Here is a 22,165-nt window from a genome sequence, read left to right as displayed (position 1 = left end):
GATGCTGATCGTCTCCGCGGTGGCGGGCATGGGGCTGCTGCGGCTGCACCGGCTGGCGTTCCCCTCAGCGCCGCCGCTGGCCGAACAGGCGGCACGGTGGGAGCGGGCACGCGCCCGGGCGGGCCGCCGCGCACGCCTGGACATCGCACCCGAGGACCAGACCTGGTCGAAGAGGGCCGCGGAGTGGTTCGCCGAAAATCTGCGCAACCGTCGGCCCGACGACATGCAGACCTACGAACGTGACCTCGCCGTCACGGGTCAGCCGATGGAGGAGTGGCTGGCCAAGTTGCTGGTGTGGTTCCTGATCGGGCTACTGGGCCCGGTCGCCCTGGTACTGCTGGGCAACGCCGCCGGCCTCGGCATCCCGATGCTGGCTGCTCCTGCACTGGGTGTCGTGGGTGCCGTTGTCGCGGTGATCGGCGAGGTCAGGGAACTGCGGGAGAGCGCGGGCAAGCGCCGCGAGGAGCTGTGCGACGCGCTATCAGACTTCCTCGACCTGGTCGTGATGTCGATGGAGGGCGGCCGCAGCCACGCCGACGCGCTGCCCACCGTGGCGCAGATCGGCACCGGGTGGGCCTTCCACGCCCTCTACGACGCGATCGACAACGCCCGGCCCAACGGCATGACCCCGTGGGAGGCACTGGGCGAGGTCGGTGAGCGGTTCGGCGTCGTGGAGCTGCTCGACCTCCGGGCATCGCTGAATCTGGCGCAGGACGAGGGCTCCAGCATCCGCAACACCCTCATCGCCCGCGCCCAGTCGATGCGCGACGCCCGACTGGCCGATGCCCACGCCCGTGCGAACAAGTCCACCGACGCGATGCGCAACAACCTGATGGTCATGGCGCTGGTGGCCGCCGCGTACGTGATCCTCGCCCGCGTCCTGTTCCTGTTCACCGCCTAGCCCGAACCACTACTGCTTGAAGAAAGGAACCACCTCATGAACGAGTCCACCCACCTGAAGATGGCGATCGAGTACTGGCGCTCCCGCTGGGAGGTCGCCCAGCGAGACGAACGCGGCGCCTCGGCACCGGAGTACCTGGTACTGCTGCTCGGCATTCTGGCGATCGCGGCGCTGGCGATCATCGCCGTGCGCACCTTCGTCACCAACAAGGGCAACGAGCTCAACGGCCAGTAGGGCCGCAGAGCCACCTGCTGCTACTGGACACCGCAAACGAAGAAGACCACCCATGACCATCCCGAAGCGCCTCCGGCCCCTGTGGGGCCTGCTGCCGCGCCGCCGCGACGAGCGCGGCATCGCGGCCCCGGAGCTCGTGGTCGTCATGCCGCTGGTGATGCTGATCTTCCTGATGCTGGTGCAGTGGTCGGTGCAGCTGTACAACGACCGGATCGTGCACGCCGCGGCCCGTGAGGCAGCGGTCGACGCCGCCTCCTGGGAAGGCACCGAAGACGCAGGCAGGCAGACCGCCAACGAGTATCTGGCCGACTCTGGCAGCGACCTGTCCAACATCAGCGTCAAGATCAACGTGGGGGCGACCGAGGTCACCGTCACCGTCTCCGGCGAGGTGATGACTCTCTTGCCCGGCTTCACCAAGCGGGTCTCCGCCACTGCCACAGTGCCACGGGAGAGGTTCGCAGAATGACGCGGCCGCCGACCACGACAGCAGACTGGCGAGACGCCATCGACTCCTTCAGCCACGACGGCCCCGGAGGCGATGAAGTGCTCGCAGCCCAGCATCCGGACCTGATGGCGGCCCTCCAGAAGCTGACGCCCGACGACGAGCCGCTGAAGATCGGCGGGGAGAGCGTCTCCCGCCAGACAGATGGGTCTTGGCGAGTCGGACGTGACAGGAACCTTGCCTCGCCGTGGGTCGTGGTCCAGTCGCTCCGTTCCGCCCGCCACCGCTACCCGCGCCAAGGCCGTTCCTGGCGAGCGCGTCTTCGCGCACCCCGGGACGAGCGCGGTTACGCCGCCGTCGAGCTGCTGGCGATGACCACCGTGCTGGTCGGCTTCATCACCGTTGTCGTCGGCGGCGGCCGGATCGTCGACTCGAACAGCCAGGTTGATGACGCTGCATACGCGGCCGCGCGGGCAGCATCCTTGGAATCGAACTTCGAGGCCGGACAGATCGCCGGCCGCGACGCGGCTGCCGACTCGCTGGCAGATCGGGGCAAGGCCTGCACCCGACTGACCGTGTCGTTCGCGGGAACCGACTTCCGCACCTCAGGCCACGTGAGGGTCGAGGTCACCTGCCACGCGAACCTGAGCGACGTCGTCGGGTTCGGCCTGCCTGGCGCCAAGGACTTCACCAGCACGGCCGTGGTCCCCATCGAGCAGTACCGGAGACTGCCATGATTTCGCGGCTGATCCGACGACNGTTCCTGGTGCTGCTTGGCCTGGTCTATGACGGCGGCAACGCCATGAATCAGCGGATCGCGGCCCACCGCGCCGCGGAGCAGGCCGCTCGTGCGGCCGCCGACGAGATGCGCGGCGTCCGCGACGGCACCGAAGGCATCAACCAGGCGACCGCGACCGCCCGCGCCAACCAGATCCTGCAGCAGGCCGGCTGGAGCGGCAGTGTGAACATCGACGGCCTTGACGTCACCGTGAGGGTGACCGGTAAATCGGACAACGCGTTCCTCAACGTCCTCGGCTTCACAAGCTTCCCGGTCGACGAGACCGGCACCGCAACGTCCATCACGGGCCCGAACTAGGTTCCCGGGAGAGAGAAGAAACACCATGCTGGGATTGGTCAAGCGACTCGGAGCCCTCGCACTGCTGCTGGGCCTCCTCGTGGGGTTCCCTGCCCTGCTGCTCGCGGCTGTGGGCAACCCGTGGCCTGACGGCGGGTTGAACGAGCTGTCGCTCATGACCAACTCAGCCGTGCTCGGGATCGTCTCGCTGCTGGGCTGGTTCGTGTGGGCGCAGCTGCTGCTGTGCACCCTGTGGGAGATCCCGCCCGCATTGCGCCACGAGACCGAGGGGGCCTCGAGGCTGCCGATCGCGGTTGGTGGCCAGCAGAGGCTCATCCGGATGCTGGTCCACACCGTGCTCGCGGTCGGTGTCTCCTCGACGACGCTGCTCGGTTCGCACGCAGCCATCGCGGAGGCTGCCCCGGCGGCACCTCTGCGGCCCGTCACCCATGTCGCGCACCCGGCGCCGGCCGCGAACCCGGAGACCGGTCCCGCCGCCTCGCCGGTCAAGGCCGCCCCGGACACCACCCAGGACCGCCGGGCCGACCCTCCGAGGATCGTCACCGACAAGGGCGACACCTTGTGGGGCCTGGCCGAGAAGCATCTGGGAGACGGGTTCCGCTGGCAGGAGATCGCGGACCTGAACCAGGGGCGGGCCATGTCCGACGGGCGCACCTTCAACAACCCGCGCAGCATCGAGCCTGGCTGGGAGCTGCTGCTGCCCACCGATGCGACCAACCTGCCTGGCGACCAGACCACCGAGACCGAGCACGTCGTCGCGGCCGGAGAAACGCTGAGCGGGATCACCAAGGAGACCAGCGGCGACCCCGACAACTGGCAAGCGCTGTACGAGGCAAACAAGGACGTCATCGGCAGCGACCCCGACCTCATCTACCCCGGCCAGGTTCTCGTACTGCCGGGCGCTGGTGCCGTTGACCCGGCCACGGGCACCGACCGGCCGCCCCAGCGAGAGCCCGGGCAGCGCGACCACGTGCCCGGCAAGTCCATCGACGGGCAGGACGGTCAGGGAGACGACACGGGGGACGACGGTTCCAGCGGAGACGTGGACGCTGCGCAGGACCAGCAACAGACGCCCGCGGAGCCGGCTACCCCGACCGCACCGTCGGAAGGATCGGCACAAGAGGCCCCGGGCAGCACGGAGCAGGTCTCCACCGAAGCCGACGAGGCCAGCGACGAGGGCGGGGTCACGGGCCTGCGGGCGCTGCTGGCCACCGCCGCGTGTCTGTCGGTGGGAGCCCTGGGACTGGTGGCCGCCAACCGGCGTCGCCAGTTCCGGCGGCGCCGGATCGGCCGCACGATTGCCTCGACGCCCGACGAGCTCGTGGAAGTGGAGCAGGCGATCCTCGAGCATGGCTCAGAGGCGCAGGAGGATGTCGCGTTCCTCGACCGGGCTCTTCGGCACATCGCCGCGTGCTGCAAGGGGGCGGGCCACCCGCTTCCCCAGCTGGGCGCTGCCGTGCTGGGCGATGAAGACCTGACCCTGCTCTTCACCGACCCCGCCCCCGGCGAGGCGCCGGAGGGCTGGACCGCGACCGATGACGCCCGGGCCTGGATGCTGCCGCGCTGGACCTTCCTCGAGGAGGACCTGGAGAACCAGCCGGCCCCGTACCCGGCGCTGGTGACCATCGGCCAGGACGAGGGCGGTCGTACCTGGCTGCTCGACCTGGAGACGCTGGGCATGTGCGGGATCGGCGGCGATCCGGCGCAGGTGGCTGACCTGGCGCGGTTCATGGTGGCCGAGCTGGCGGTCAACGCATGGTCGGAGGGGAGTGAGGTGCTGCTGGCGGACCAGTTCGGGACCGAGACGATCGGCCTCAACCCCGCCCGTCTGCGGCAGGTCCAGCGCAGCGACGCCCTGGCCCGGGCAGCTGTGCTGACCGGTGAGATGGGCGAGGGCGAGCAGAACCTGGATGCTGACGTGTTGACTCGTCGCCGCGATGGGCTGCTGCTGGACAGCACCAACCCGGTGGTGGTCGTGGTGTCCTCCCGTCCCGAGGGCGAGTTCGTCGCCGACATCGAGGACCGGGACCGCTCCCGGGTCGTGGTCGTGCACGGGGATGAGGAGACGCCGGCCGTGGAGCTGGCCGGCGACGGGATGGCATTCCTGCCGATGTGGGGCATCAGCGTCAAGGCCTTCACGCTGCCGACCGCCGAGGCGGAGGCCATGGCGGCGCTGGTGGCGTCGACCCGCAACCTCGAGGACGAGCCGGTGCCAGCCACGCAGTCCGACGATGGTCCGCTGGGCAAGTACGCCCGTGCCGACGGGTCGCTGCGTGAGGAGTACACCGAGCCGCGGCGCACCGAGGGCAACGACCCGTCCTCGATGCTGCCCGATGCCGACGAGGTCTACCTGGCCACTGCGGCCACCACCACCGAAGACCTCGCCTCGGCCGCGCCGAGTGTTCCCGAGGAGATCCGCGCCGAGATCGCGGCACTCGACCCGACGCTGGACCAAGACGTCGCTGACTGGTTCGACGAGTCCTCGCCGCGGCCCAAGGTGCACCTGCTCGGTCCGGTCTCGGTCACCGCACTCAACGGCGGCGACCCCGCGGCGATCGACAACGCTGGGGGCACGGTCTCCTTCATCGCCTACCTGGCCGTTCAGGACCAAGGGGTCACCGGGGAGCGTGCCGCCGTAGCGTGCGGGTGGAAGACGCAGAAGACGGTCCAGAACCGTGCCACCAACGCCCGCTTCCTGTTGGGCACCCGGCCCGACGGGAGCGACTGGCTGCCGGACGCAAGCATGAGCGCTGGCGCTCGGCGGGGCACCAGCCCCACCTACGAGCTCGTGCGGGGGACCGGCGGGGTCCTCAACAGTGCGGACTTGTTCGTGCGGCTCAAGCACCGGGCTGAGCGCCGTGGTGACAACGGCTGCGAGGAGGACTTGGTGACCGCGCTGTCGCTGGTGACTGGTGCCCCGTTCGAGGCGGCCACCGAGAGCCGGTTCAAGTGGTTGTTCAAGCCGGGGCAGCAGCGGTGGGACGAGATCCTGGTGGGGGCCATCCATGACGCGGCCCACATCCTGGCGACGCGAGCGGTCACGGCTGGCCGGACCGACCTGGTCCGGGTGGCCTGCGACGCAGCCCGGAAGGCCAGCCCTCATAGTGACATCGCGTGGCTCGACGAGGCCGCGGCCACCGAAGCCGAGAGCGGTCGTGACGCCGCTGGCGAGCTCATCCGCGAGCAGGTCCTCGACCGGTACGACGAGGACCTCCCGCCGCGCTCGGAGGCCGTCGTGGAGCAGCGCGAGTGGGGTGCCACCGGGTAGCTCGCGGCAGGCTCCGACGGGGCTCTCGAGGACGGCTTCGGCCCTGTCTCACCTGGATGGTGGGACAGGGCCGATGTCAATGGCCATGTTGCGGTCCCCGCTGGTGGCCAACTGAAAGTCCCCACCCTTCGCTGAGGTTCAGTTGGTCTTGAGCCGGGTCCCTCCGTTCGCTCGGGCCTGTCGCATTCGGTAGGAGTCACCGTCGGTGACGACGGTGTGGCAGTGGTGCAGGAGCCGATCGAGCATGCTGACCGCGGTGGTGTGCTCGGGTAGGAACCGTCCCCAGGACTCGAAGGGCCAGTGCGATCCGATGCCGAGCGAGCGTCTCTCGTAGGCGGCCGCGACGAATCGGAACAGCAGCTGGGCGCCGGTGTCATCCAACGGAGCGAACCCGAGCTCGTCGACCAGGATCAGGTCGTTGCGCAGCAGGTTGTCGATGACCTTCCCGACGCTGTTGTCGGCCAGCCCTCGGTAGAGGGTCTCGACGAGGTCGGCGGCGGTGAAGTAGCGGACCCGGTGCCCTGCTTCGACTCCGGCGATCCCCAGCGCGATCAGGGTGTGGGACTTCCCGGTGCCGGCGGGTCCGATCATGCACACGTTCTCGGCCGCTCGGATCCACTCCAAGGAGGAGAGGTAGTCGAACGTCGCGGCCGGGATCGAGGACGCGGCGACGTCGAACTCGGCCAACGTCTTGGTGACGGGGAAGGCTGCCTGCCGCATCCGGGTGCGGACGTTGGACTCATCGCGCGACGCGATCTCTGCCTCGATCAGGGTGCGCAGGAACTCCTCGGGCTTCCAACGTTGGGTTTTCGCGGTGACCAGCAGCTCGGGCGCCAGTCGGCGCATCGCGGCCATCTTCAACCGCTTCAGCCCCTCGTTGAGGTCTGCTGGCAGCGGCGGTGGAGTCGTCGCGGTCACGACACCTCACCCCCATCGGTCCCGTCGATCCGGTAGGCGTCCAGCGACCGGGTCGACACCGACGGCAGGGTAAGGACCAGTGCTTGCCCGGCCGGCGTCGGATGGGGTGCGTGACCGTTGGTGGCCAGGATCGACCGGACGTCGGCTGCCCGCCACCGGCCGAAGGTCACGGCCCGCTCGAGTGCCGCGAGCAACGCGTCGGTGCCGTGGGCGGCGCCCAAGGTGAGGATCTCAGCGATCTCAGTGCCCAGCTTCGTGACACCCGCGGCTGCGGCGCAGGTCAGGAACTGCTCAGCGACCGTGCCCAGCGCGAGGAACTCCCGCTCGACCGGCGTCCGGCCCCGGGCCGTCCGCCGGGGGGTGTCGGGACGTGGCCGGTCGTAGTGGTCATCGACGATGCTCACCTCGCCCGGCGCCATCAGGGAGTGTTCGGCGTGGACCTCGCCGGTGACCGGCTCGATGACTCGCAGGATGCGGTCCCGCTCGTCGACCAGGACGGTGACGGTACTGCCGATGAGCCGGTTCGGGACCGAGTAACGGGCCGATCCGAACCGGATGCAGGAGAGCTTGTCGACCTTCCTGGTGATCGGCTTCGGCCCGAACTCCAGCCGTAGCGACGGCAGCTCGCCCAACAGCTCGACCTCAGCGGCCAACCGTTCGGCCGGGATCGCATGGATCTCACTGTGGCGGCGGGTGTTGACCTCCTCGCACCATGCCAGGGCACGGTCATTGAGTCCCGCGATGCCCTCGGCCCACGGGTCGTCGTCGAGCTCGAGCGGCACCAGGAGGTCGTCCTTGGCGTAGCCGACCAAGTTCTCCACGATGCCCTTGGACTCCGGGTCCGCGGCGTGGCAGAAGTCAGGCCGGAACCGGTAGTGGGTCGCGAACCGCACGTAGTCCGGGGACGGCACGACGACGTTCGCGACCACGCCGCCCTTCAGGCAGGCCATCCGGTCCGCGAGCACCGTCTTCGGGACACCGCCGAGGACTTCGAAGCACTCCGCCAGCATGCCCAGCGTGGTGGCCTGCTGCTCATCGACGGCGAACCGGACGAACCGGAACCGCGACCACGCCAGCACCGCGCAGAACACGTGCACCTTGCGGCCGGCGACGAACTCCTCGCCCCAGTCGATCGCGAGCACCTCACCAGACGACCACACCGCCGGACGACGTCCACTCTGCCGCGCCTGGCCATGGCGCCAATCCCGCTTCGCGGTCGCGACCAGACGTCGGAAGTTGCGGTCCGACCCCTCATAGCCCGCCGCCCGCGCCGCCGGCAGCAACCGCTTCGCGCTGATCTTCCCGAAGGTCTTGGCGACCTTCTCAGCGACCAGCTCGGCCACCTCGTCGTAGTTCCGCGGTCGGACCGGCTTCGCCGGCACCTGGCCGGTGCCGACGCCCTCGTGGGCCTCGATGATCCGTCGCACGGTCTTGTGGGTCGTGCCGCAGATCGCGGCCGCCCCTCGATAGGTGCCTACATCTCGGTAGGCGGAAATCACGTCCATTCGTTCCTTCGCGTTCTTCAATGGAAGCCCCTGCGTGGTGCTCGGTGACTGGTTGGCACCGCCACCGTCACCACGCAGGGCCCTCACCGTCGGTTACGACACGACGCGAAGGGTGGGGACTTCTATCTGGCCACCAGTGGGGACCTCGACCTGGCCACCAGTGGGGACTTTTTCATGGCCACGGACAGGCCGAAGCCCGTTTTCTGGTCGCCCACAGGGGTGTCCGCAACCGTTCGGACGAACTTTTTTGACTTTTTCTCGGCGGGAACTGGTGAGTGGCCTCACCGGCTCTGACCTGCGGTTTTGCGTTTGGTGAGCGGGTGTGGTGAGCGGTCACCGGGCCGGTCCGGGGGTGTGGTGAGCGCTGTGGTGAGCGAGGTGGTGAGGGGTCGGTTCTGCAGTAGGCGCGTCCTGATCGCCTCTCTCGGAGGACCGCCATGTCGGCCAATCACCCCGCCCACGAAGTCACCATCGGCGCCGCATCCCAGATCCCGACCCCTCGTCTGTCCTGGAGCGACGGCCAGCACCAGCGGCGCAAGGCCCAAAGCGCCCTGGCGACCTCGGTCATCAGCAGCCTGGAGCGCTCCGGGAAGTGGGCCAAGTGGCAGCAGGTTGAGCCCCGGCTGGCCGGGTTCGCCAGCCTCGAGGAGGCACGGGAAGGATGGCGTCGGCGCGACGAGCGCTGCTACCAGGTCGTCGCCGGCCTGACCGCCCTCGGGTCCCGCCGCGGAGGCGATGACGACGACGCCGCGCTGGCCGCGGCGGTGCTGCTCGAGGAGGGTGTGAACCGGGTGGCGATGACCCTGACCGACGTGTGCGAGATCGACGACGTCAACGCGACGGTGTGGGAGGAGGTCAAGGGAGCTGAGCCGCAGGTGGACTGCCACGCGGCCACCTACCTGCTGCGGCGCACCCGACAGCGTCTCAGCCGACCGGCCGCCGGCATGGTCTCCCGGGTCGCCACGACCTCTCTGGACGCACGGACCGAGACGAACAACTCGTTGGTGCTCGGCAGCCATACCGACGGCGCGGGCCGCTCCGACCAGGACCGCGACCTGATCCTCGCGGGCCCCGACGTCGAGGACCCGGTCGAGGACCTGGCCGACCTGCTCACCTGGGCGCGCGAGGTCGGCGTGATCGACACCGAGGAGATCGACCTGCTCATCGAGCTCCTCGCAGCGGAGAATGACGGCATGGCCCGCGAGGAGGCCCAGCGGGTCGTCGGCGAGCGCCGCGGCGTCGCGATGCGGACGATCCGGCGTCGCCGCGACCGCACCGCCGCGCGGCTGCGGGACGCCGCCCCGAAGTACCTGGCCGCCATCGCCTGAGCACCTCGGTCAGCATTCTTCGAAGAACTTTGCCGCGCCCTGTCCGATCCGGACAGGGCGCGGTTGCTTCTCCAAACATGAGCGAGCAGGCACACACCGCAGTCACGGCCTCCGAGCCGACCCCCGAGGTCGTCGCGCAGCTGCTGGACGTGGTGGCCGACCACAGCGTCGACCACGCGCTGTCCGACATGGAGCGGATGATTGCGCGTCTGCGCGCCGACGCTGAGGAGGCCGCGGAGGCACGCGAAGTGCTGCGCAACACCCCCGCCGCCGTTCTCCGTGAAGCGCTGCGGCTCCGGGCAGCCCGGATCGAGGCGACCCGATGAGCACCAGCACCGCGACCCGGTACTCCACCCGCGAGCTGCGGGCTGCCGCCGCCGCACTGGCGGCCGGCAAGTTCGCCACCCCGGCCACTCGACCCTCGACACCGGAGACGGCCGAGGACCAGGACCCGCAGGCGACCCTCGAAGTGACCGCCGCGACCGAGGGGGAGCGTGACCGTGCCCCCCGTGGTGACGGCTACACGCCGAGCCCGGGCGCCACGGCGGCGGTGTCGACGGGGGCCGGGCCGCTGGTGCGGGTGCGTGCCGCCAACGCTGGCGCCGGGGCCTCGACGATCGCCCTCGCCCTGGCCGATGTCGCAGACGCCGCCGGTATCCGCACCCGTGTGCTTGATGCGGCCGCCCCGGCGTGGTCCGGACTGCTGGGCGCCACGGTCACCGAGCTCGGCGCCGCCGAGGGATGGCGCCGCGGCCGCCGCGGCGACGGCGTGCTGATCGACCGCGTCGAGGAACCGGTCCGGATGCCCGGGGAGGTGCCCAGCCCACGGTCGGTGGACGGCGTCGACCTGACGGTTCTGGACGCCGGCTGGTCGATGCGTGAGCTCGCCGCCTCCGGGGCGGGTTCCTGGGTCGCCACAACGCCGTCACGCGCGGAGGTCCTGGTGACCCGGCCGCATGGACTGGCGCTGAGCCAGACCGAGGCCGCGCTGGCGAATCTCGAGGACCAGCTCACCCGCGACGGGGTCGTGGTCGTCGTCGTGGGCGCGGCCCGCTGGAGCGACCGCGAGTTCGCCCCCGCCGGCCGGCTGCTGCGTGTAGCTCGACAGCAGGAGGCCGTTCTGTTCGCGCCGCTGCTGCCCGCCAAGGCCCTGCCTGGTCTGGGCCCCGACCCGCTGCCCAAGCAGCTCACAAGCCCCTCCCTGCGCCTGCTGGAGCGGATCACCACCATCACCGGCCCGCTGACGGCGAACCGGACCTGAAAGGAAAGAAGGAGAAGACATGATCATCGAGACCATCTCGGAGGTCGCCATCCAGATCGCGGCCGCGGGAAACATCAAGGCCGAAGGCGTCGGCGACGTGTGCGCTCAGGCCCCGACCGGAGTCAAGCCGTACGTCAACGACATCCTCGGGTGGGTCAAGTACGGCGTGATCGCCATCATCATCGGCGCCGGCTTCGCCTCGTCAGGGGCGCTGATCGTGGGGAAGTTCGGCCAGATGGGCCGGGCCGCTCAGATCGGCGCCTCGGGGCTGTTCTGGACCGTGATCGGCGCGATCGCGTTCGTCTGCATCTACGCCATCCTCAACGGCATCGTCGGGAACGGCTGCTGACATGATCACCCGGACCCGACACGTCTACCAGTCAAAGCTGGTTGACCCCGACACCGAATGGACCCGCCGCAGGCTCCAGATCCTGCTGGGGGCCGTGGCTGTCGTCGTACTCGCCATGGCGGCGGGCGGCGTGTGGTCGGTGGTCAGCATGCTCACCGGCTCCTCGTCCGGCGACGAAACCGGGTCCGATTCGGCACAGTCCGCCCAGGACCAGCTCGCCGACAAGCAGCTGCCCGACGCGCCCTTGGAGGCCGCCCAGCCCGGAAGTCTGTCGTCGGGCGAGACCGGCACACTCGAGATCCCGGCACCGATGGAGGTGGGGGAGGTCGGTGTTGCGACCGGGTTCCCGCACACGCCGGAGGGCGCCCTGGCTCAGCTGGCCGCGATCGACACGACCGCCTTGACCTCCGCGTCGGTTCGAGTGGCCCAGGAGGTCATCACTGCGTGGGCCGCGCCCGGTGGTCCGACGGCCGAGAGCTGGTCGGGTGTGCAGGGCTTGGCCGCACTCCTGGAGTCGGCCGGAATGTCCTCGGAGGCTCAGAACACGATCACGATCGGCGCAGAGCCGAAGATGGGGTTCATCAAGGGCACGGTCGGTGACGACTTCGTCATTCCGTGCATCAACTTCATCATCACCGCCACCACCGCGTCGGGCCAGCCGCAGCAGGTCGCGGCCGCCGACTGCCAGCGCATGGTGTGGCAGGACGGCCGGTGGGTGATCGGCGAGGGCGAGGAGCCGGCACCGGCACCGTCGCTGTGGCCCGGCTCCCAGGCCTCCTTCGACGCCGGCTACGAGTGGCTGGAGGTGCCGCAGTCATGAGCACGCAGACCGTTGCGGGCGTCGTCCCCATGATCGACCTCAACCCCTTGAACTGGCTTGGGGACAAGGCCAAGGAGGGCCTGGCCGACGGGTTCACGTCGATGATGATGTCGATCTGGTCGGGCGCATTGTGGCTGCTCAAGACCGCCTTCGGACTGATCGACAACTTCACCCCCAACGTCGCCGACCCCGACCTAGCCAAGTTGTATTCGGTCACCTTGTGGATCGCCCTGGTGATCGCCTTAGTGATGGCGTTCGGCCAGATCGGCCTCGCGGTTCTCCGGCAGGACGGCCGTGGGTTCGGCACCCTGGCGGCCGGCGTGGTCCAGTACGGCGTCGTCCTGTCGTGCTGGATCACCGTGAGCGCTGGGTTCATCGCCGCCGCCTCCGGTCTGACCAAGGGCATCTTGGACACGCTGCTCGGTGTCGACAGCTTCTCTGGCTACGCGGCTGGCGACGGGTTCGTGGACCGCGTCTCGGGCACGACCCAGGCAGCCACGCTCGGGATCTGTGCGCTGTTCATCCTGATCCCGGCGTCCTTCGGTCACATGGTGATCATGATGGTGCGCTCGGCGGCACTGCTGATCCTGGTGGCCACCATGCCCATGGCGGCGGCGGGAGCGCTGTCGGAGGGCACGAAGTCGTGGATGTGGAAGTCGATCCGCTGGTTCTTGGCCTGCGTGCTGATGGAGCCGCTGCTGGCGCTGGTGGTGGGAATGGGCACGCAGTTCGCCTGGGCCGGCATGCCCGACGGCGAGGAGCAGAGCCCCGCTGAGAAGGCGCTGCACTTCTCCTCGACGTCGGAGAACATCGGCATGTCCGTGGTCGGGTCGATCATCATGCTGGTGGCCTGTTTCATGCCGCTGGTGTTGTTCCGGCTGCTGGCCTTCGTCGACCCCGGCACCGCTTCGGGTGCCTCGTTCCGGTCGACGATGGACGCCAACGGCGGCGTCGCCGGGCTCTTGAAGGGCAAGGGCGCCGGCGCCCAGGCGTCCGGCTCTGGTGCTGCCAGCGAGACCGCCTCGGACGGCCGCACTACTTCAGAGAACGGTGCTGACGCTGAAACCGCGAACCGGTTCCAGTCCTCGGGGTTCAAGAAGCTCGGCGGCAAGGTCGGCGGGGTCGTCGGCGGGGCAATGGAGAAGACCGGAAAGGTCGCCCAGGCCGGCGCCTCGATGAGCGTCGACGTGCTCGGCCAGTCCGGCATCGGCAACCAGGGCTACTACCCGACCGACCACACCCCCAAGCAGAAACGTCAGGGACAGCAGGGACAGAAGCTCCGGCCCCTCAACGACACCAACGGCGACGGCGTCGCCAACGACATTCCACCCGAGGCCCAGGCCGCAGTTGAGGACGGAGCATTCATCGCATGAGTGTCTACGGAGCATCCGCGACCCGTGACCGGCAGGCCTGGCTCTTCGGGCTCACCGGCCCCCAGTTCTTCATGGTGCTGGCCGCCGGGTTCCCGACCTGGATGGCGATCGCCATCGGGCAGTGGCTCGCACTGCTCGGCCTCGTCCCGATGTGGGGCGTGGTTGCGCTACTGACCTGCCTACCGATCCGAGGCCACTCGGCCTTCCAGTGGATCGGCGTCCTGTTCCGGCACCTGGCCGGGGCAGCGTTCGGCTGGTCCCGGTTCCAGTCCAAGGCCGCCGCCGGCGACCTCGACCTCGGGGACGCCGACGACGATGAGGACGACGGCGACGCGGGCGAGGCGGACCTGCCCGGCATCCTGTCCAGCATCCAGATCCACGACGGCCCGCCGATGACCGGACAGACCGCACGCCCGGCGATCATCCAGAACCACGCAACCCGCACGTGGGCGGCCACCGCGCGGGTCGTCCACCCCGGCATCGGGATGAGCGACGACGCAGATCGGTTCCGCATGGGCGCCGGCCTCACCGAGATGATGGAGGCCGCGACCGCCGGCAACCAGATCGACCTAGTCGTGGTTCAGGTCCGCACCATCCCCGACGACGGCACCGAGCGCGACGAGTGGGTGCGTCACAACGCGCGCCCCGACGAGCCCGAGGTTTCAGCCCGGGTCAACGCCCAACTGGAGTCGATGACCGCCGGCGCGGCTGTGCGCCGCGAGGCGTTCGTTACCGTGGTGGTTCGCGAGGACGTCATCAACAAGGACGCCAAGCGCGCTGGGCGAGGCGTGATGGGCCGGGCGAGGATCCTGTACTCGGTGCTGGCCGAGGTCGAGGCCCGACTAACCGGGTCGATCGGCTGCACCCGGGTGAACTGGCTCGACAGCTCCGAGCTCGCAGTGGCGATCCGCACCGGCTTCGAGCCCGGTGATGCGCCCGCGCTCGCGGACGCGGCGATCCACCACCGCGAAGACCCGGCGATCGCGGCCGGTGTCCCGCTTGGCGCCGCCGGTCCGACGAACGCGTCGACCGCGCTGCGGTCCTACCGGCACGGGGAGTGGGAGTCGATCTCCTCCACCATCCTGCTGCCCCGCAAAGGCGCCCGGATGGGTGCGCTGGCGCGGGTGCTGGTCCCATCCCAGCCCGGCGAGCGGCGCGCACTGACGGTGTTCTACCGGCCGGTCTCGCAGCAGGCGGCCGACCGGGCCACCGGCCGGGCGCAGATGTCAGCGGTGATGGCCGGCACGCTGCGCGAGAAAGCCGGCAAGGTCGAACGGGCCAAGGACCGCCAGTCGGTCGGCAAGCTGCACGAGCGCGACGAGAAGCTCGAGATGGGTCGCTCACTGGTCAAGGTGTCCTCGGCGGTCTCAGTCACGGTTCCGGCAGGATGGAACATCCAGGACTTCGGCCGCCGTCTCGACGCCTCGATCCGCATCAGCGGCTTCACCCCACTCCCTCTGGACGGGGCACACGACGCGGCCTTCGCCGTGTCCGCGATCCCGCTGGGGGCAGGCCTGCCGAAGAAGCGCCGCTAACCCGAGAAGCGCGCAGACTCCGGCCCGGCCTGAAAACGCCCGGTCGTCAGATGTCCGATCTGGCGGCCGGGCTGTTGCTTCTCCAGGCATGGAGCACCAATCCGCCCTGCCGAAGGAGACCCCTGTGATGTCGACGCGATCGAGGAACCCCTCGGACCTGAGCGCGGCGCGACCGCCGCTGGTCGGTCGCCTGCACGCCATGGCGACCACGCACCCCTCGACGCGCGTGACGACGGGGGAGTGGTGAGCGTGGCGGCGACCAAGACCCGCGCTCGTGGTGGTCGTTCGAAGACCCCGCAGCCGTCGTCGCGGACGATCGACGACCTGCTGTCGGACTTCGGGACCACGATGCCGCGCAAGGAGGCTCCGGTCGCGGATCCCCCGGCCGAGAAGCTGTTCCCCGGTTCCGTCAAGCCCAACGGCGTACGCCGGATGGGGCATGGGTGGGCGGCCACGATGCCGCCGCTGGCCGGCTATCAGATGACCTCGGAGGAGACCCCGGTCCTGTGGCCTCTGATCTCCGGTGACGGGTTGCCGCCGTGGGGTGCCGAGATGGGATACGACGTCCTCTCGGGCGGCAAGTTCTACTGCGACCCGATGGGCTGGGTGCTCGACGACTCGATCCCGGTCACCAACCCCAACATCTTCATCTTCGGCAAGCCGGGCCGCGGGAAGTCCGCGACCGTCAAGGCGTTCATGCTCCGGATGATCCGATACGGCTACCGGTCCCTGGTGCTCGGCGACGTCAAGGACGAGTACGAGGACCTCGCTCGGTTCCTCGGCGTCGACCCGTTCCGCATCGGCCCCGGTCTCGCGGGCCGGATCAACCCCCTCGACCTCGGCCCGCTCGGCGTGGACTGGGACAAGCAGACCCGCGAGGAGCAGCACCGCCGCGCGAACGTGATCTTCAACCGCTGGCTGTTCCTGATCCGGGGCCTGATCGGCTCCCAGGGCGTGACGTTCACCCCGACCGAGGAGCGGGTCATCAACAAGGTGCTGCGGCACCTGACCGGCTGGTCTGTTGGCGCCTCCCGGCTCAAGCCGGTCACCATCCCGCAGGTGTGGGCAGCACTGGACTCGCCCACGAAAGACCTGGTCGCGGACTGCCGCTACGCCACCGAGCAGGATTTCTACGACGGCACCCGGCCGCTGCGCGACGCGCTGGGTGCGCTGTGCGAGGGATCGCTGCAGGGCATGTTCGACACCGAGTCGACCTTCAACCCCGACTGGCGTGCACCGATCCAGACGCTGTCGCTGCGCTCGCTTCACGAGACCGGCAACAAGGTCGCCGTGGGCATCGCGCTGATGTGCCTCAACTCCTGGGGTCAGGGCATGCGGGAGACCGCATCGGCAGGTGATCGGAGGATCGTGCTCCGAGACGAGGCGTGGCTGCAGACCCGGCTGTCGCTGGACGCGGTCATGGCGCTGGACGCCAACCTGCGGCTTTCCCGCACCGAGGGCGACATCCAGCTGGTGACCTACCACAAGCCCTCCGACCCGCTCTCGGCCGGCGACGAGGGCAGCCAGGCCGCTCAGATCGCCAAGGACCTGCTCAACCTCTCCGACGTGCGGATCTTGATGGGTCAGGACGAGTCGGTCGCCGACGAGCTCGGCCGTCTGATGGGGCTCTCGGAGATGCAGCAGTCCGTCATCACGAACTGGGCGATGCAGGAGAAGGGCCGCGCCCTGTGGATGGTCGGCGACCAGCGGTACAAGGTGCAGACGCTGCTCACGCCTCTCGAAAGGCGGCTCACGTACACCAACGACGCGATCGACCCGGCTCTTTAGAAGTTCGCGCGAATTTTGACGGTTTCTGCGACGAACCTGAGCATACGCAACGGCCTCGACCCGAGGAGCGCACTCAGGTTCGGAGAGGGCGTTGTGGACGCGTGTCCCGTCCCCAATAGGCAGCCGTCACCGAGAACCTCTCCGGGCGGGGCATACGGAACGCGTGAGTAGCGGCGAGCAGGCCGGCCTGCGGCTTCACCGCTGGGGGTTCGGCATTCGGAACTGCCGTCGTGTAGCCATCTTTGAAGCGCCGTAGCGCGCTTGGCCACGCCGTTTGTGGTGCGCTCGGCTGGCCTGGATTCCCGAGCGGGCGGACCTGCACCACGAGGTCGAGGCCAAGCTCTGGGCGAGCTTCGCGGAGCACGCGACCCTCGCGCTGCAGGTGGCGCGGGCCCGCTCCGACCAGCAGCGACGGGTGGTCTTCGACGGCCGGGACCGGATCGGCCGCGACTTGCACGACGTGGTCATCCAGCGGCTGTTCGCGGTCGCGCCTGACGCTCCAGGGCGCGGCCCGGCTCGTGGACCGCCCGGAGTCGCGCAGCGGCTGGAGACCTCGGTTGACGAGCTGGACGCGACGATCAAGGAGATCCGGCGCACGATCTTCGCGCTCGGGTCGCTCGAGGCCACGTCCGACATCAAGGCCGAGGTGACCCGGATCGTCGACCGCGCGGCCGGCACCCTGAAGTTCCGGCTGGCGCTGCGCTTCGACGGCCCGTCCGGACCCTGGTTCTCTGACGACGTCGCCCCGCACCTGCTGGCGGTGCTCGGCGAGGCGCTGTCGAACGCAAGTCGGCACGCGGAGGCGAGCGCGGTCGACCTGGAGCTCAGCGCCGGCGAGCAGGTCCAGCTGCGGATCTCCGACGACGGCCGCGGCCTGCCCGAGGACATCCAGGAGAGCGGCCTGAACAACATGCGTCGCCGCGCCGGCGGCCCGCTGAACCGCTCCCGGACCTACCTGCGAAACGCCCAGCTCGTGAGTTGAGCGGGGTGGTGGAGGATCACCCGGGCTGGTCTGTCCGCGATGAGGTGCATGACGACGGCTCCGCGGAAGAGCCTTGAGCTCCGTCAGCGTCATGGTGCTGCAGAGACACCCCCAGTGGAAGTCACACGCTTCAAGTGACTAGGTCCCGGGTGGCTCCGGCAACCTCGTCGAAGATCTCGACGACCGGGCGCACCTCCGTGCCTTCGGTCCAGTCGGCCAGCGAATCGAGGCAGGTGTCGAAGACGGCGACTACCAGCCGGACGAGCAATCGGGCCTTGACGGGGTCGAATTCTTGCCCCTCGCGGGCGATGATGTGCTCGATCCCCTGGCTGCCGAGCTGCTCGAAACGCTCATGAGCGTACACGAGTAGGCGGGGGTCCGTAACCATTGCCTGGCGTCGAAGACCGACATCGTGGACCCTGAAGTCTTCGCGCGCGATGACTGCGCGAGCCACGACCAAGCAGTCTCGGAAGAGGACACCGCTAGGCCCCCTGCACGGAACACTTCGAGTTCCTTGACCGGTAGATGGAGGTCGGCTGCCCCGAGGACTGCGTCGACCTTCGTGGCGAAATAGTTGAAGAGGGTCCGCCTGGCAACAGCGCTCTGTTCGGCGAGGTCGTCCATCGTCCAGCCGTCGAGCCCTCGCTCGATGGTCAGCTCATTGGCTGCCCGCACGATGCGGCGACCCGTTGCCATGCGCCGCGCCGCGCGGACGGAGCTCACATTTTCAGGCACGAAGCGAGTCCTCCCGTTCCCTGATCGACCACCTCGGATTGGCATGCCGATGACCTGATCCTGGATCAGCAGGCCGGATGAAAGCGACACACAGTTCGAATCCATCCGCCCGAGGCATCACGTTGAAGGTAGAGCAGTGGCCTGCCGACGGCGTCGCCGTTCACCCCGCACCGGCGTAGGAGAGGCAGGGCGACACGTGTAGTACGGCCGCAGTGTCAAGGGACAGTAGGAACTGCCCAGTGGCGGACATGAAATCTGCCCGCTGACGGCCACGAGATCTGCCCGGTGGTGGCCACAGGGTCTGCCCAAGCGGCTGCGGTCCACCACCGACCCGGGATGGTCAACTCAACGGGCTCACCCCCTGGCCGGCGAGTGCTTGGGTGAGTCGCACGCTGTCGCCGCTGGTCTGACAGACGTGGGCGTGGTGCAGGAGTCTGTCGACCGTGGCGGTGGCCAGCGTCTTGGGCATGAGTTCATCGAACCCGGAGGGATGCAGGTTCGAGCTGATCGCGACCGAGCGCTTGTCATCGGCGGCATCGACGAGCCGGTAGAGCCCCTCGGTCGCGTCCGCGGCATCCGGCAGCAGGCCGATGTCATCGACGATGACCAGATCGGCTCGCAGCACTCGGGCGATCGCCTTCGACACGGTGTCGTCGGCACGATGGCGCCGCAGGAGGACGCCGAAGTCTTTCAGGGTGAACCAGGCGACCTTCAACCCTTCCTCGACGGCCTGTTGCCCAGGGGCCTCCAGCAGGAACGTCTTCCCGGTCCCCGACGGCCCGCACACCAGGAGGTTCTCCCGACGGTGGACTCATTCCGAGGTGCGCAGCGCCTGCTGGGTCGGGGCTGGGATCGAAGAAACTTCGGGCTGCCACGCGTCGAGGGTCTTCCCGGTCGGGAACCCCGCGGCCTCTCTGCGGCTGGCAGTGCGGAGCGCTCCCGGCCGGCGACCTCCTCGGCGAACAGCGCATTCAACACCTCGGCGGGCTCCCAGCGTTGGGGCTTCGCGGTCGCAACGACCTCGGGTGCGTGGCGACGGATGTGCGGCAGCCGCAACGAGGACATGCCTGTGCCGTTCACCGCGGTCGCCACAGACCTCCTCGCCCAAGAAGGAGGTCTGGGTTTCAGGAAGGGCCCCTGGATGCGGCCATCCGAGCCTCCATTGCCCTACCAACCTTTCATCTCACCGGTCGTGATCCATGGTCGGCTACTTGCCGACGGTGGTCTGCTGAATCCGATTCCGGTCGCGGCGACCACCGCGGCCAAGGCCAACGCAACTGTGGCGGTGTCACTCTCGGAGGAAAGTCCGGGCTTGTTGGGTACAAGCCCGGTTCGCGACACCGCGCAGCAACGGCCCACCGAGGAGTGGCTCGAACGCTTTCAGCGCATCGCTGGGCAGGTCCTCGATCGCGACGCGATCGGCCGCCTCGCCGGTCGGATCACGCACGCCCGTGGGGGCAGCAGCCGGCAGGGCCCCGACGGGGGTCCCGTCCAGGAGGCGGCCGAGGAAGCAGTCGAGGAAGTTGTAGCGGAGGTTTTCGGGGTCCTGCCGCCTGGGTTGCGCACGAGGAACGTCATGGAGCTCTCGCTTGGAGCGCTTCAGCGCGTCGTGGTCAGGTACCGACTGGCGAGCTATCCACCGGACGTTTTGATCACGGTCCCCACGGCGGCCTGCCGCATGTTGGAGTTCCAAGATGCGACGGAAATGATCGCTCTGGGTCGACAACTTGCCACCGAAGCCCTCGACGAGGCCGACTTGCTGACGCAATGATCGCGGAACCGGGGCGGCGCGCTACCGCGCCGCCCCCGCTTGCGATCGGTGGGGGTCCTGTCAGGAGTCGGCCTGCGTGGCTGAGCGTGCATTCGCCTCTAGTGCCTGGAGAAGCTTGTCGCCTTCGACGTCGAGGTCCGGCAGGACCCGGTCGAGCCACCGAGGGAGCCACCAGGCTCGGTCGCCGAACATCGCCATGACGGCGGGAACCAATGTCATGCGGACGGCGAAGGCGTCGATGAGGATGCCGACGGCCAGTGCGAAGCCAATCTGCTTTACCATCGGGTCGCCGTTGAACACGAATCCGGCGAAGACCGAGACCATGATGACCGCAGCAGCTACGACGACGCGGCTGGACCGGTTGAAACCGTGGACAACAGCGTCGCTGCCGCGGTCCCCGTGTACGTAGGATTCCCGCATCGAGGAGACCAGGAAGACCTGGTAGTCCATCGCGAGTCCGTACAGGACGCTGAATCGCCCCGGGTTTCGTGGAGGCTCGGTTACTTGGAACCTGCCCCGATCGGGACGGGTGTCTGAGGGTAGTGCTCGGGCGTGATGCTTGCCTGCTGAGTGGCCCAGTGGTTGGTCTCGAACTCGGCGGGTGGGACGAGCCCGATCTCGCCGTGAAGGCGCCGGTGGTTGAACCAGTCGACGTACTCGGCGACCGCGATCTCGACGTCACCGACGGACTTCCAGCCGCCCTTGGGGCGCATGACGTGGTTGCGGATGCACTCGGCTTTGAACAGCGAGTTGAGCGCCTCAGCCATTGCGTTGTCATAGCTGTCGCCCCGTGATCCGACCGACGCGACGGCTTCGGCTTCGGCGAGCCGCTCGGTGTACCGAATTGCTCGATATTGAACTCCGCGGTCGCTGTGGTGGACCAGGCCGGTGACGTCCTGGCCCGCCCGCTGCCGGGTCCACAGGCCCATGTCGAGGGCGTCGAGTGCGAGGTCGGTGCGCAGGCTGGTGGACACCTGCCAGCCGACGATCATCCTGCTGAAGACGTCGAGGACGAACGCGACGTAGGTCCAGCCGGCGTGGGTGCGGACGTAGGTGAGGTCCGCCACCCACAGCTGGTTCGGACCGGTCGCGACGAACTTCCGCTTGACCAGGTCCTCGGGCCGCTCGGTCTCCGCACCATCGCCGATGGTGGTCTTGCGGGTCTTCTCTCGCGGGATGCCACGTAGGCCCTCCTGGCGCATAAGGCGCTCGACGGTGCACCGAGCGACCGGGATGCCTTCGCGGTTGAGCTCGGCATGGATCTTGCGCGCACCGTAGACACCCAGGTTGGCCTTATGGGCAACCTTGATGTCCTCGACCAGCCCAGCGTCGCGTACCGACCGCGCGGACGGCGGCCGGGTCTTCGTTGCGTAGTAGCCGCTCGGGGCGATCTGCACGCCGGCGTGCTTCAGCACAGTGCAGATCGGCTCGACCCCGACCTCGCGCCCATCGACCACGTCGTGGCGATGGGCGTCGAGGTAGGCCACTACCTGCTGGTGGGGCGGTCGAGCTCCGCCGCGAAGAAAGCCGACGCCGTCCGCAAGATGTGATTGGCCCGTCGCAGCTCGCGGTTCTCCCGCTCAAGCTCGGCCAGCCGCTGTGCGTCACTGGTCGTCGTGCCCGGCCGGACACCGCCGTCGATCTCGGCCTGGCGGACCCAGTTGCGCAGGGTCTCGGGATGCATACCGAGCTGCTCAGCGACCCGCGCGATCGCGCCCTGCTTCGTCGCTGGGTCCTGGCGGAGCTCAACGGCCATCCTGGTGGCGCGCTCACGCAGCTCGTCGGGGTACTTCCTGGGTGCTGCCATGACTCTCATCCTGCATGGATTGAGAGCCTCCATCAGACCCGGGGCGATTCAC

General features: G+C 68.9%; 21 protein-coding genes and 2 pseudogenes. 16 read left to right on the top strand and 7 right to left on the bottom strand.

Annotated elements, in window-relative coordinates; genetic code table 11:
• Window position 1: 1 nt before the first annotated feature.
• The 6 genes from ASH02_RS02545 to ASH02_RS27360 all read left to right on the top strand — a co-directional run bounded on the left by ASH02_RS02545 (window position 2) and on the right by ASH02_RS27360 (window position 5,941).
• Window positions 2-901: a hypothetical protein gene (locus tag ASH02_RS02545; protein ID WP_057294255.1), complete on the top strand. Its 900-nt coding sequence runs from the start codon at window positions 2-4 to the stop codon at window positions 899-901.
• A gap of 36 nt (window positions 902-937) precedes the next feature.
• Window positions 938-1,135 (top strand): hypothetical protein, encoded by a 198-nt coding sequence (locus ASH02_RS02540; RefSeq protein ID WP_057294254.1) that lies wholly within the window; start codon window positions 938-940, stop codon window positions 1,133-1,135.
• Window positions 1,136-1,187: 52 nt separating this feature from the next.
• Complete coding sequence (locus tag ASH02_RS02535; protein WP_057294253.1) at window positions 1,188-1,601, top strand: TadE family protein; 414 nt, start codon at window positions 1,188-1,190, stop codon at window positions 1,599-1,601.
• Window positions 1,598-2,314: a TadE/TadG family type IV pilus assembly protein gene (locus tag ASH02_RS02530; protein ID WP_057294252.1), complete on the top strand. Its 717-nt coding sequence runs from the start codon at window positions 1,598-1,600 to the stop codon at window positions 2,312-2,314. Before ASH02_RS02535 ends, ASH02_RS02530 begins: the two co-directional genes overlap by 4 nt.
• Window positions 2,315-2,343: 29 nt before the next feature.
• Window positions 2,344-2,673, top strand: coding sequence for a pilus assembly protein TadG-related protein (locus ASH02_RS02525; RefSeq protein WP_268793366.1), 330 nt, complete (start codon window positions 2,344-2,346; stop codon window positions 2,671-2,673).
• A gap of 25 nt (window positions 2,674-2,698) precedes the next feature.
• Window positions 2,699-5,941: a LysM peptidoglycan-binding domain-containing protein gene (locus ASH02_RS27360; protein ID WP_057294250.1), complete on the top strand. Its 3,243-nt coding sequence runs from the start codon at window positions 2,699-2,701 to the stop codon at window positions 5,939-5,941.
• 138 nt (window positions 5,942-6,079) lie between these two features.
• Here ASH02_RS27360 and istB read toward each other — a convergent pair whose 3' ends face one another.
• Both istB and istA read right to left on the bottom strand, forming a co-directional pair.
• Window positions 6,080-6,859: an IS21-like element helper ATPase IstB gene (istB, locus tag ASH02_RS02515; RefSeq protein ID WP_057294249.1), complete on the bottom strand. Its 780-nt coding sequence runs from the start codon at window positions 6,857-6,859 to the stop codon at window positions 6,080-6,082.
• Entirely contained in the window at window positions 6,856-8,385 is a 1,530-nt protein-coding gene (istA, locus tag ASH02_RS02510; protein ID WP_156409690.1) for an IS21 family transposase, read from the bottom strand. The genes istB and istA overlap by 4 nt, the downstream gene beginning before the upstream one ends.
• Window positions 8,386-8,801: 416 nt before the next feature.
• Between istA and ASH02_RS02505 the strand changes: the two genes are divergently transcribed.
• The 9 genes from ASH02_RS02505 (at window position 8,802) to ASH02_RS02465 (ending at window position 17,800) form a co-directional block, all read left to right on the top strand.
• Entirely contained in the window at window positions 8,802-9,692 is an 891-nt protein-coding gene (locus tag ASH02_RS02505) for a hypothetical protein (RefSeq protein ID WP_057294247.1), read from the top strand.
• A 77-nt stretch (window positions 9,693-9,769) separates the two neighbouring features.
• A complete protein-coding gene (locus tag ASH02_RS02500; protein WP_057294246.1) occupies window positions 9,770-10,018 on the top strand; it encodes a hypothetical protein in 249 nt (82 codons plus the stop codon).
• The gene (locus ASH02_RS02495) at window positions 10,015-10,953 is read left to right on the top strand and encodes a hypothetical protein (protein WP_057294245.1); all 939 of its coding nucleotides are present in this window, start codon (window positions 10,015-10,017) and stop codon (window positions 10,951-10,953) included. The genes ASH02_RS02500 and ASH02_RS02495 overlap by 4 nt, the downstream gene beginning before the upstream one ends.
• A gap of 19 nt (window positions 10,954-10,972) precedes the next feature.
• Window positions 10,973-11,302: a hypothetical protein gene (locus ASH02_RS02490; RefSeq protein ID WP_056689268.1), complete on the top strand. Its 330-nt coding sequence runs from the start codon at window positions 10,973-10,975 to the stop codon at window positions 11,300-11,302.
• A 1-nt stretch (window position 11,303) separates the two neighbouring features.
• Window positions 11,304-12,122: a hypothetical protein gene (locus ASH02_RS02485; protein ID WP_057294244.1), complete on the top strand. Its 819-nt coding sequence runs from the start codon at window positions 11,304-11,306 to the stop codon at window positions 12,120-12,122.
• On the top strand, window positions 12,119-13,495 hold the full coding sequence (locus ASH02_RS02480) for a hypothetical protein (RefSeq protein ID WP_057294243.1): 1,377 nt from the start codon (window positions 12,119-12,121) through the stop codon (window positions 13,493-13,495). Before ASH02_RS02485 ends, ASH02_RS02480 begins: the two co-directional genes overlap by 4 nt.
• Window positions 13,492-15,030: an SCO6880 family protein gene (locus tag ASH02_RS02475; protein ID WP_057294242.1), complete on the top strand. Its 1,539-nt coding sequence runs from the start codon at window positions 13,492-13,494 to the stop codon at window positions 15,028-15,030. The genes ASH02_RS02480 and ASH02_RS02475 overlap by 4 nt, the downstream gene beginning before the upstream one ends.
• Before the next feature lie 249 nt (window positions 15,031-15,279).
• Window positions 15,280-16,818 (top strand): ATP-binding protein, encoded by a 1,539-nt coding sequence (locus ASH02_RS02470; protein ID WP_057294270.1) that lies wholly within the window; start codon window positions 15,280-15,282, stop codon window positions 16,816-16,818.
• Between the two features lie 274 nt (window positions 16,819-17,092).
• Window positions 17,093-17,800 carry a sensor histidine kinase gene (locus ASH02_RS02465; RefSeq protein WP_057294241.1) on the top strand — a complete coding sequence of 236 codons (708 nt, stop codon included), beginning with the start codon at window positions 17,093-17,095 and terminating at the stop codon, window positions 17,798-17,800.
• Between the two features lie 130 nt (window positions 17,801-17,930).
• On the opposite strand, the gene ASH02_RS26885 is transcribed toward ASH02_RS02465, so the two are convergent.
• From ASH02_RS26885 to ASH02_RS27455, 3 genes and pseudogenes are all read right to left on the bottom strand, one after another.
• Window positions 17,931-18,254, bottom strand: a complete 324-nt coding sequence (locus ASH02_RS26885) for a hypothetical protein (protein ID WP_235538964.1) — start codon at window positions 18,252-18,254, stop codon at window positions 17,931-17,933.
• A gap of 113 nt (window positions 18,255-18,367) precedes the next feature.
• A pseudogene (locus tag ASH02_RS27460) lies at window positions 18,368-18,496 on the bottom strand (helix-turn-helix domain-containing protein); the annotation flags it as partial.
• Between the two features lie 379 nt (window positions 18,497-18,875).
• Window positions 18,876-19,600: pseudogene (locus ASH02_RS27455) on the bottom strand (ATP-binding protein).
• On the opposite strand from ASH02_RS27455, the gene ASH02_RS02450 reads away from it, so the two are divergent.
• Window positions 19,599-20,306 carry a hypothetical protein gene (locus ASH02_RS02450; RefSeq protein WP_156409689.1) on the top strand — a complete coding sequence of 236 codons (708 nt, stop codon included), beginning with the start codon at window positions 19,599-19,601 and terminating at the stop codon, window positions 20,304-20,306. The pseudogene ASH02_RS27455 and the gene ASH02_RS02450 overlap by 2 nt on opposite strands.
• 60 nt (window positions 20,307-20,366) lie before the next feature.
• Here ASH02_RS02450 and ASH02_RS02445 read toward each other — a convergent pair whose 3' ends face one another.
• Window positions 20,367-20,771, bottom strand: a complete 405-nt coding sequence (locus ASH02_RS02445; protein ID WP_327152808.1) for an MMPL family transporter — start codon at window positions 20,769-20,771, stop codon at window positions 20,367-20,369.
• 35 nt (window positions 20,772-20,806) lie between these two features.
• Window positions 20,807-22,113, bottom strand: a protein-coding gene (locus ASH02_RS02440) for an IS3 family transposase (protein WP_235538959.1) whose coding sequence is annotated in 2 segments (ribosomal slippage) — window positions 20,807-21,834 and window positions 21,834-22,113 — 1,308 coding nt in all. Because the reading frame shifts where the segments join, the coding sequence is not laid out codon by codon here.
• Window positions 22,114-22,165: the final 52 nt, after the last annotated feature.

The sequence above is a fragment of the Nocardioides sp. Soil796 genome, from assembly GCF_001429525.1.
GTDB lineage: Bacteria > Actinomycetota > Actinomycetes > Propionibacteriales > Nocardioidaceae > Nocardioides.
Note: the sequence above shows the minus strand (reverse complement) of the source record. Positions and strands in the feature narration are given on the sequence as shown.